This window comes from Mesorhizobium sp., from assembly GCF_005063415.1.
Classification (GTDB): Bacteria; Pseudomonadota; Alphaproteobacteria; order Rhizobiales; family Rhizobiaceae; genus Mesorhizobium.
This window is the reverse complement of the sequence record NZ_SUEG01000175.1, coordinates 1-9,680: the sequence shown is the minus strand read 5'-3', so window position 1 is coordinate 9,680 and position 9,680 is coordinate 1. Positions and strand designations below refer to the sequence as shown.

Annotated in this window: 10 protein-coding genes and 1 pseudogene; 8 read left to right on the top strand and 3 right to left on the bottom strand. The window is 63.3% G+C overall.

Annotation, left to right across the window (positions count from 1 at the left end; translation table 11 throughout):
• The 3 genes and pseudogenes from E5W70_RS28185 to E5W70_RS28175 all read left to right on the top strand — a co-directional run.
• Positions 1-259, top strand: a pseudogene (locus E5W70_RS28185) (hypothetical protein); the annotation flags it as partial.
• Between the two features lie 8 nt (positions 260-267).
• Positions 268-930 (top strand): lysophospholipid acyltransferase family protein, encoded by a 663-nt coding sequence (locus E5W70_RS28180; RefSeq protein ID WP_292664595.1) that lies wholly within the window; start codon positions 268-270, stop codon positions 928-930.
• Positions 931-952: 22 nt separating this feature from the next.
• Positions 953-1,888 carry a phosphatidate cytidylyltransferase gene (locus E5W70_RS28175; RefSeq protein ID WP_292664597.1) on the top strand — a complete coding sequence of 312 codons (936 nt, stop codon included), beginning with the start codon at positions 953-955 and terminating at the stop codon, positions 1,886-1,888.
• A 133-nt stretch (positions 1,889-2,021) separates the two neighbouring features.
• On the opposite strand, the gene E5W70_RS28170 is transcribed toward E5W70_RS28175, so the two are convergent.
• Entirely contained in the window at positions 2,022-4,046 is a 2,025-nt protein-coding gene (locus E5W70_RS28170; RefSeq protein ID WP_292664596.1) for an AI-2E family transporter, read from the bottom strand.
• Between the two features lie 233 nt (positions 4,047-4,279).
• Here E5W70_RS28170 and E5W70_RS28165 point away from each other — a divergent pair, with 233 nt between their 5' ends.
• The 3 genes from E5W70_RS28165 to E5W70_RS28155 all read left to right on the top strand — a co-directional run bounded on the left by E5W70_RS28165 (position 4,280) and on the right by E5W70_RS28155 (position 7,370).
• A complete protein-coding gene (locus E5W70_RS28165; protein WP_292664594.1) occupies positions 4,280-4,567 on the top strand; it encodes a hypothetical protein in 288 nt (95 codons plus the stop codon).
• A gap of 417 nt (positions 4,568-4,984) precedes the next feature.
• Positions 4,985-5,206, top strand: coding sequence for an alkylphosphonate utilization protein (locus tag E5W70_RS28160; RefSeq protein WP_292664593.1), 222 nt, complete (start codon positions 4,985-4,987; stop codon positions 5,204-5,206).
• 193 nt (positions 5,207-5,399) lie between these two features.
• Positions 5,400-7,370, top strand: a complete 1,971-nt coding sequence (locus tag E5W70_RS28155) for an acyltransferase family protein (protein ID WP_292664592.1) — start codon at positions 5,400-5,402, stop codon at positions 7,368-7,370.
• Between the two features lie 230 nt (positions 7,371-7,600).
• On the opposite strand, the gene E5W70_RS28150 is transcribed toward E5W70_RS28155, so the two are convergent.
• The gene (locus tag E5W70_RS28150; protein ID WP_292664591.1) at positions 7,601-7,879 is read right to left on the bottom strand and encodes a DUF2285 domain-containing protein; all 279 of its coding nucleotides are present in this window, start codon (positions 7,877-7,879) and stop codon (positions 7,601-7,603) included.
• A gap of 275 nt (positions 7,880-8,154) precedes the next feature.
• On the opposite strand from E5W70_RS28150, the gene E5W70_RS28145 reads away from it, so the two are divergent.
• Both E5W70_RS28145 and E5W70_RS28140 read left to right on the top strand, forming a co-directional pair.
• The gene (locus tag E5W70_RS28145; RefSeq protein ID WP_292664590.1) at positions 8,155-8,418 is read left to right on the top strand and encodes a hypothetical protein; all 264 of its coding nucleotides are present in this window, start codon (positions 8,155-8,157) and stop codon (positions 8,416-8,418) included.
• Positions 8,419-8,641: 223 nt separating this feature from the next.
• The gene (locus tag E5W70_RS28140; RefSeq protein ID WP_292664589.1) at positions 8,642-8,950 is read left to right on the top strand and encodes a hypothetical protein; all 309 of its coding nucleotides are present in this window, start codon (positions 8,642-8,644) and stop codon (positions 8,948-8,950) included.
• 44 nt (positions 8,951-8,994) lie between these two features.
• Here E5W70_RS28140 and E5W70_RS28135 read toward each other — a convergent pair whose 3' ends face one another.
• Positions 8,995-9,600, bottom strand: a complete 606-nt coding sequence (locus E5W70_RS28135) for a DUF6456 domain-containing protein (protein ID WP_292664588.1) — start codon at positions 9,598-9,600, stop codon at positions 8,995-8,997.
• Positions 9,601-9,680 lie beyond the last annotated feature (80 nt).

Here is a 9,680-nt window from a genome sequence, read left to right as displayed (position 1 = left end):
GGGTGCCATAGCCACAATTATTCTCTCGGCCCTGCTTTTGTTCGACGCGCTGCTGTTCCGGCTGATGGCCAGCCACGCCAGCGAGGCAGGCGGCGGTGCGGCGATCGACGACGTGCTGGCGCGCATGCGGCTGAAACCCACGGCGGCCGGCGGCCGCTCGCTCGACCAGCGGATGGCCGGCACGCGCCGTCTGCTCGCCAAGCAGCGTATCGCCTTCAGCCTGTTCGCGGCGGCCTCGGTCGTCGCGGCATTCTTTTGAGCCCGTCCATGACAAAGCTTCGCGTCAGCACCTATACCCTGCTGCAGACGGTGACCTCGGTCGGCCTGTCGGCACTGGCCTGGGTGGTCACCGGAGTTCGGCCGATCTGGAACGGCAGCCAGCCATCGGACCGGCAGCGTATCTACTTCGCCAACCACGCCAGCCACGGCGATTTCATCCTGCTGTCGGCCTGCCTCAGCGAGAAGGAACGCGCCCGTACCCATGCGGTGGCGGCCGCCGATTATTGGGGCAAGACGCGGCTGCGCCGTTTCATTGCCGAGGACATGCTGTCTTCCGTGCTGATCCACCGGCAATGGACGGACGAAACGCAGCACCCGATCTCGATCATGCTGTCGGTGCTCGACCAGGGCCATTCGCTGATCCTGTTTCCCGAAGGCACGCGCAACATGACCGACGAACCGCTGCTGCCGTTCCGCTCAGGCCTCTACAATCTGTCGATGGCGCGGCCCGATGTCGAGCTTATCCCTTGCTGGATCGAGAACATGTCGCGGGTGCTGCCCAAGGGGCAATTCGTGCCGGTGCCGCTGCTTTGCCGTGTCGTCTTCGGCGCGCCGATCGCCATTCAACCGGGTGAGGAACGCCGCGCCTTTCTCGATCGCGCCCGCGAAACGCTGCTGGCGCTGAACCCCCGGCCGCAGCGAGACGATTGAGGACCAAGGCAAAATGCTGCCGATGATGCACGAAACCCTCATTCTGATTGTCGGCCTGCTGGCGGTGCTGATCAGCGCCAGCGTCGTCGCCGGCGTCTTGTCATGGCGCGCGCCAAAGCCGTTGTCGCCGACGCTGGTCAACCTCACCCAGCGCATCAATGCCTGGTGGGTGATGGTGGTGGCGATCACCGTCGCCTTCTTCTTCGGTCGCCCCGGCATGACCATCCTGTTCGCGCTGATTTCCTTCGCCGCGCTGCGCGAATTCGTGACGCTGACGCACAGCCGCCGCAGCGACCACTGGGTGCTGCTCGGCATGTTCGGCATCGTCATCCCGTTCCAGTACTGGCTGGTATGGACCGCCTGGTACGGTATGTTCACCATCTTCATCCCGGTCTACTGCTTCCTGCTGATGCCGGCGATCACCGCGCTGCACGGCGACACCGAGCGCTTTCTCGAGCGCGTCTCGGCGCAGCAATGGGCGGTTATGATTTCGGTCTACTGCGTCAGCCACGTGCCGGCGCTGCTGACGCTCGAGGTGCCAGGCTTCGAAGGCCGCAACCTGTTGCTGATCGCTTTCCTGATCATCACCGTGCAAGGCAGCGACGTGCTGCAATATATCTTCGGCAAGCTGTTCGGCCGGCATCTCCTGGCGCCGACGGTCTCGCCGTCGAAGACCTGGGAGGGGCTGGTCGGCGGGCTGGCTGCGTCGAGCCTGCTCGGCGCGCTGCTGTCGTTCCTGACGCCGTTTTCGCCGCTGCAGGCAGCCGGCGTCGCCTTCATCGCCTGCCTGATGGGCTTCCTTGGTGGGCTGGTCGCCTCCGCCATCAAGCGCGATCAAGGCGTCAAGGACTGGGGCCATCTGATCGAAGGCCATGGCGGCATGATGGACCGCGCCGACAGCCTGGTCTTCGCCGCCCCGGTCTTCTTCCATACGGTGCGCTATTTCTGGACTGTGTGAGCGAGAGGCGCCGTTTGCCGCGGCACCGTCCGGACGGTTCAGCGCGACCTTGCGAAGATAACCTGATCCGTTTCGTTATTACCGCTTTCGCGAAAACGGTAATAACCCCACCTGCCGCGGTCGTTGGCCGCGCTCATTTTGCCGCGGCGAGCGACTCTTTCTTGCGCGCCGGCGCCAGGCGGCGCACGCGGCGTTTGGCGGTGGTCTTCAGCGCCACCGGCGGAGCGCTGGACAACGCACCGAGCACCGCACCGACCATGCCGTGTGCGACGAAATCGGCGTTGATCTCATTGGCCAATCTGGCGTCTGCCTCCTGGTTGTCGCTGTCGGCTTCCGACCACAATACGATGCCCACCCGCAACCCTGGTTTGGCGCGTTTCAGCCGACGGACCAGGAACCGGCCGTGCTTGACGGAATCCCGGTTTAAAAATCCGACGACGACGGTATCGACAGCGTCGAGCTCAAGACGGCGAATGCTCCCCGGTTCCATATCGGCGAAGCTCGCTCTCAACACCGTGGCGCCCTGGACTTCGAGCACCTGCGCCAGCATGGCGGCAGCGGCGTCGTCGAGTTCGCCGCGCCCTCCGCCGCACAGCACCGACATGCCCGTGCCATCCGGCAGTTCAGTGTCGTCCTCGCCCTGAACCTCCCCCTGAACCTGCTTGTCCTCGCGTGAGCCGTTGTCCTCGGCCGCGGCCGTATCGTCCTCTTCCGCCTCCTCCTGCGCGCTGTCGTCGAGGTTCGCCACCATCGTCAGCGCGCTGCCCGCGACCTGCTGTCTTTGCTCATCGCTCAACACACCACGCACACGGTCCTGCTCGCCGAGCAGAAGTGCGGGAATCGCGACCTCGTCGTAGAACTCGACCAGATATTTTTCCTCCAGCATCTCCTCGGCATGGTCCGTCGCTTCCTCGGGATCGCCGGCCAGCAGCCGCTGGTAAAGCCGGGCGTGCGGTTCGAGCACGGGTTCGTTACCGAACAGAACGTCGAGGAATTCGAACTGCGGCACATGGCGGCCGAGCACGACGAGGCAGACCGTGAGCGGCGTCGACAGAACAAGGCCCAATGGCCCCCAGAGCCAGGTCCAGAAGATCGCCGCAACGATGATGGCCAATGGCGACAGCCCGGTGCGCGAGCCGTAGAGCCAGGGTTCGATCACGTTGCCGGTGATCAGTTCCACGACCACGAAAAGCCCGGCGGTCCATAGCACGAGCGACCAGCCGGGCGCCACGGCCAGCGCCAGGAACAGAGGCAACAGCGTCGCGATGACCGGGCCGATATAGGGAACGAAGCGCAGCGCCAGCGCCAGCAAACCCCACAGCAATGGATTGGGTATGCCCAGCAGCCAAAGTCCGATTGCGATGGGGACGGCATAGACGATGTTCACGACCAATTGCATGAGCAGATAGCGGCCGACACGCTTGCCTGCATCCTGCAGCGCCTCGGTGGTTCGATGCAGATCGCCGTAGCCGACGAGGCGTATGAAGCGATCGCGCAGATCCTCCCGCTCGAGCAGCATGAATATGACGACCACGACGATCAGCCCGGCCGAGGCCAGCGGGCTCAGCAGCGGGCCGATCAGATTCTGGAGAACTTCGAGCGGTCGTTCGCGCGCGACGATTTCGACCGGGATCGGCTCCCGCGGAGGCTGATCGGCGGCGGGTTGAGCGGGTTCGGGTCTGTCGAGCTCCTGGCCGACGCGTTCGATCACCCGGCTCAATCTGGAAACGATGCCTCCGCCGACGCCGGTTTCCTTGAGCGACCGGACCTTGGTCAGGATATTCGCCTGGTAAAGCGGAATGTTCTGCGCCAGTTCACTGACCTGCGCGGCGACGATGAAGGAGAACAGCGCCAGCACCGTGAATGCGCCGAGCACGCTGGCGATCACGGCAGGAAGACGCGGAATGCCGGCTCGCTTGAGTGCCGATACCATGGGCACGAGCGCAAAGGTAAGCAGCAGCGCGATTGCGATCGGCAGAAAGACCTCGCGCCCGAAATAAAGCGCCGCGACGGCCGTCACGACCGACGCTACGCTGGGCAAGGATGTGCGCGGAAGCGCCCTGGCCGCGGAAACAATGCCCGCCCGCCGGGGCTCCGACAGGTGCGCGCCGTTTCGACGATTTGCCGCCACTTGATACCTCCGCCCCGCCGTCGCCATGATCGGGCATATTGAGCCGGCGTGCAACTTCGCAGCCTCTCACCCAGCTGGACGCCGATTGCCCTGGTCGGCAGCGCCGCAAATTCAGTCATAGTAGAATTTTCTGCATTAATGGCGTCACGGGCAATCCTGTTCCATGCCTGCGCCAGAACGTGGAACTTTCGGGTCAAAACGCCGTTCCTTCGTAGATCGCTGATGGACAACCTCAAAGCAGCAGCTCAGGAGGAATGATCATGAACATCAAGATGCTTTGCATGGGCGCGATGGCGCTTTCGATGATGACCGGCGCAGCGCTTGCCGCCGGTGCCACTGGCACTTCGGCGCTCGACGATCCGCAGAAAATGACGCCCTTCTTCACCGACGCCGGCATGAAGAGCATGAAGTCGGAAGCCGAATTCAAGGCGGCATGGATGGCCATGTCCACGAGCGACCGGGCCATGATGTTGAAGGAATGCAGCGACGCAGGCATTGCCAAGATGCATGCCGACTTCTGCAAGATGGCCATGCAGCTCAACAAGTGACCGCCGACTTCTTGCCGATTGCAATAACGGACCAAGCGAAAGGGCGGGCAGCTCCGCCATTGTGCGACGTTCCTGTCCGCACCGGCGGGCGCTCAGCTATTCGAACTCGTGCCGGAATATCCGCGTAGTGAAGGCCACGGCTTTTGTTCGATTGCCATGGCGCCATCGGCATGGAATGACCGCCTGGTCGGAGCGCATGCCGCGGAGCGGCAATGCCACTACCGCCCGGGGGGTTCTGCTCGCAATCCGGGTTTTCCGGTTGGCCGTCCGCATAGCATTGCCGGCCGGGCACGTTTGGCTGCCGGCACGCTTGACCCAGTGGGCTCGACCCCAGCACGCTTGACCTCGCCGCCAACCGTGGGATAGGCCGGTAATGAGCCAACCGCCTCCGCATCGGAGCCCCGCGAAAGACCTGCCATGACCGACCCGATGGTAAGAGACAGCAATGGCACGGCGCTGCACGAGGGCGACTCCGTGACCCTGATCAAGGATCTCAAGGTCAAAGGCACGTCGGAGACGATCAAGCGCGGCACGCTGGTCAAGAATATTCGCCTCACCGGCAATCCCGGCGAGATCGAATGCAGCACCAGGCAGGTGAAGGGCCTGGTGCTGAAGACCGAGTTTTTGAAAAAGGCGTGATCGCCTCGGCACCCTTCGCTTCCATATCAATCGCCCTCATGACTGAATCGCTCATGTGAGTGAATCGCCCGCGCGAGGAGCTGGAGGAGCTGCGCCCTCCCCCAATGTTGCACTGCGTTAGATTTGTTGCATTGCAATATCGGCGCATCAGGTCGAGCCTCTGCGAGGTGGGCATTCCTTGCATGAGGTGATTGTGTCGGCATCATTTCGGCCTGACATCGAAGGGCTGCGCGCACTGGCGGTGGCGGGTGTCATCGCCTTCCATTTTGGTCTCTCCGGCCTGCCCGGCGGCTTTGCCGGCGTCGACATCTTCTTCGTCATCTCGGGCTATCTGATCACCCGCCACCTGGTTACGGAAATCACCGAGACCGGGCGGCTGAACCTCTGGCGGTTCTATGCCCGGCGCGCCCGGCGCCTGTTGCCGGCGGCACTGTTCGTCATCCTCGCCACGCTGCTTGCGGGTTATTTCATCCTGTCGCCGGAGGAACAGGCGCTCTATTCGAAAGGCGCCATGTTCGCCTCCGCCTACATGATCAACCTCTGGCTGATCCGCTGGTCGTTCGACTATTTCGCCGCAGACGCCACCAACAACCCGTTCATCCACTTCTGGTCGCTCTCGGTCGAGGAACAGTTCTATTTGGCATGGCCGGCGCTGCTGCTTGCCGCCGCATGGCTGCGCCCCGGCAAGCGCACCGCTATCGTCGTCATCGGCGTCGCCGGCCTAGCCTCCTTCGCCACCTGCGCCTGGCTGACGGAAGTGTCGCAGCCCTGGGCCTTCTATTTCTCGCCGCTCAGGGCCTGGGAATTCGCCGCCGGCGGCCTCGCCACCATGGCACCGGCAAAGATCTGGCGCGACCGGCCGCTGCTGGCCACCCTCCAGGCATGCCTCGGTCTGGCGCTGATCGCCTGGGCCTATCTGATGCTGGACGAAGACTCGCCTTTTCCCGGGGTGAATGCGCTGGCGCCTGTCGCCGGCACAGTGCTGCTGCTGCTCAGCGGCAGCGGCGGCCGCAATCTGCCGAGCGCCGTGCTGGCGCTGGCGCCCATGCAATGGCTGGGCCGGCTGTCCTATTCGCTCTATCTCTGGCACTGGCCGGTCATCGTTTATGCGGCGATGGTGGCGCCCAGCCTGTCCATCCTGGACCGCTTTGCCTGCGCGGCGCTGACGCTGGCCCTTTCGATGTTCACCTATCATTTCATCGAGAACCCGATTCGCCGCAACGGCTGGCTGATGGCCGGAGCAGCGCGGGCGCTGGTGCCCGCCGTCGCGCTGACCGGCGCCGGCGTGGTCGCGGCCTACGGCAATGCGCGCTTTGCCGAGCACAATCTCAGCCCCGAACAGCACGTCATCGCCGACAGCGCCGCCCAGCTCTCCACCGTGCGCGCGACCAATGGCGGCTGCGTGCTCGATTTCGAGACCGTCAAGCCGAAGCCCTGCATGTTCGGCCGCAAGGATGCCCAGCGCTCGGTCGTGCTGTTCGGCGACTCGCATGCCGACCATTGGTCGACGCCGCTGATCAAAGCGGCCGAGAAGAACAATTTTCGCGTCGTCACCTTTCTCAAATCTTCCTGCCGGGCTTCGCGGGTAACGACCTGGAACTGGCGGCTGAAGCGCGACTACACCGAATGCGACCAGTGGCGCGAGCAGTCGGTCAAGGACATCATCGCGCTCCATCCGCAACTGGTGGTGATCTCGGAATTCTCGATCGGCAATGTGATGAAGGAATCGCCCGAGGAGTTGAAGCACGCCGATTGGCAAGCGCAGTGGCGGACGGGTCTCGCCTGGACGCTTCAAGCCTTCAGCCAGGCCGGCATCAAGGTCGCGGTGATCAGGGACGTTCCCTACAATGCAAGCTACGCCGACAAATGCGTGGCGCGGGCGCTGTGGCGGGGCCAGACGCCCGCGACATGCGACACGCCGAGGATCATGGCGGCAAACGACGACATCGCCACAGTCGAGCGCGATATCGTGCGCTCGACACCGAACGCTGCTTACATCGACATGACCGACCGCTTTTGCGACCAGACCACCTGCCATGTCTTCATCGACGGCAAACTAGCCTTCCGCGACCGCCACCACCTGGCAACGCCCTTTGCCGAAACGCTGGAACCGGCGGTGGAGCGGGCGCTGTTTTCGGATGTGATGGCGGCGGCTGTGAAGTAACGGTTCCGGATCTTGTCGGATCCGACCCACCGGCCCCCGGCAAGCAACCATGCGGGCGTCAGCTGAGGATGAGACCCGCCAGGAAAACCGTAAGGATCAGCGACAGCGGAACGGCGAGAAGGCAGCACAGCTCCAAAGTATTGGCTCGCCAAGAAGTCATTGGTCGCTTTTCCATGTTGGCCTTCTCCCTCAACGGCCAGACCGGGACGGCAGTTCCGCTTAGATGGTGCTCATCCCCACCACTCATCATGCAATTGGCGCAGTTCGTTCCGCTTCCTGGTCATCCATCGTGCACGCGCCAGATGTGTCGCCCACGCCCGGAAAGCCCTCTCCGGCTCCCGCTCCGGATCCATATGCAGAACGACGCGGGCGACCTCGCGCCAATCGGTTCCTTCCGCCGAAGCGTCGAGCAGCCGGATATAAGTAAGCATGCGATCTTCGTCATAACCGGTCAGCACCGAAGACGTCGGCGCTGCGTTCGCGATATGAAGGTTTGGCAGCTTTAGCATTGCGATCTACCCACTGGCACATCGTAGCAGCCTATGAAGAAGCCCGCGCCCTTTGATCGGAGGATGCGGATCGAGGATTCGCCTCGACAGTCGACAAATGCGGGCCTCGGGCGGGGGTTCCCCGCCCAGCTGGGCTCCCGCCTCACCCATCGCGATCATCGGGTCCGAGGCAATCTATCTATTTTAGTGGAACCTAATTTAGTCGGCGCAATTATGCGTGCGTGAGAAAGCGTGAAATCCAGACCGTCACTGAAAGCCGGCTATCGCGGGATCAGTTGGCCGACGATCCAGTGATTGCCGTCGATTTGACGGAGCGGATATTACAGGCGGCCGACAACGACAGGATTGTCTGCCTCGTCGTGGCAACGGAGCAGCTGGAAGCCGACCGCGTCGAGAAAGCGGAGCCCAGGGAGACCAGGAGTGCCGCAAGCTTCGTCCGGGACTTTGAGGTGATGCTGCTTGTTCTTTACGCGGCCTACGCCCTCGCTGTGCTGGGTGCGACCGCTTTCGTTTTGCTGGAACTGGGCCATGTTCTGTAGGCAGACGTCGGCAAAAGACGGGACTGACGAGCGATTGCCGCTGTTTGATGAGAGGAGCGGCCACGCTGCGTCGGCGATCCAACCCCGCTGCAGCCAGCGGCATTTTCGCGCCGGCAGGCGCTAAACTTCGGGCTCGTCCGTTCGTTACATCTTGCCAATCTATGGAACGAGGCTGCCCCTCAAGGGTTTTTCTATTAGAGGGACGTTAAAGAAGGAGGTAGCTATGAAGAAGCTCCTGCTTGCCTCGGTGATCGCCATCGCCTCGGCGGCTTCCGTGATCGGCCCGGCGAATGCCGGCGGCAGCGTCACGATCGGCATCGGCAACGGCTATGACGACGACTATTACTATCGCCACCATCGGTATTCCGATTACGACGATGAGTACGTCCCCCGTTACCGCTATGATGTCTACAACGAGGACTACGCGCCGCGCTACCGGTACCGGTACCACCGGCGCTGCCACACCGAAGTTATCAGGCACTGGCGTCATCACCACCGGATTATCGAAAGAATCCGTGTCTGCCGTCGTTGACGGATCGATCCGGCCGGTAGTGCCGGCCGGATCGGCGGGGCTTCTCACCTCGGCTTGCGCATCAGCATCATGCCATAATGCACGGCCAATATGTCGAGCCCGATCTTGAGCAGTTTCACGACCACGTCGCGCGGCTCGCCGGCCTGTTCGGCCAGGCTCTTGACCGTTGCGTCGGCACAGCAGACCTTTTGCACGATGCCGGCGATCTCCCAATGGGCAAGCGCCCTGGTAGCCTCGGCATGGTCGCGGCCGGCGGACAGGATGTGTTCTGCAACGCCGCTGCCGGTGCGGCCGCCGTCGACGCGCTCGGCCCAGGCCATCGGCTTGGCGGTTGCCTCCGACGAGTCGCGAAAATCCTGGCGGTAGCGCATGCCCGCCTCGCGCTGCTGGCGCGACAGCGAGGTGAGGCCGCTCAGCGGGTCGACATTGCGCACCCGAACGATACCGCCGGTCGCGGTGTGGCCATCATTGGAAACCTCGTAGAGGCGCGCGCCCTCCTGCGTCCCCTTGGCCAGCCGCTTGCGGCCGAACCGGTCGTCCTTCAGCGCGAAATCATGGCCGATCTCCTTGCGGATGCGCACCTGCTCGGCCTCGCCTTTCGGCAATCTCGGCGGCCTGGCTTTGATCTTCTGGACGGTTTTGGTGCTCATCGGTTCGGTCCTCCTGGTTTTCCGTCGTCGGGCTCTGGCGAACTTCCGTCATCCAGCGGGCTCAAATCGCTTCGGCCGGC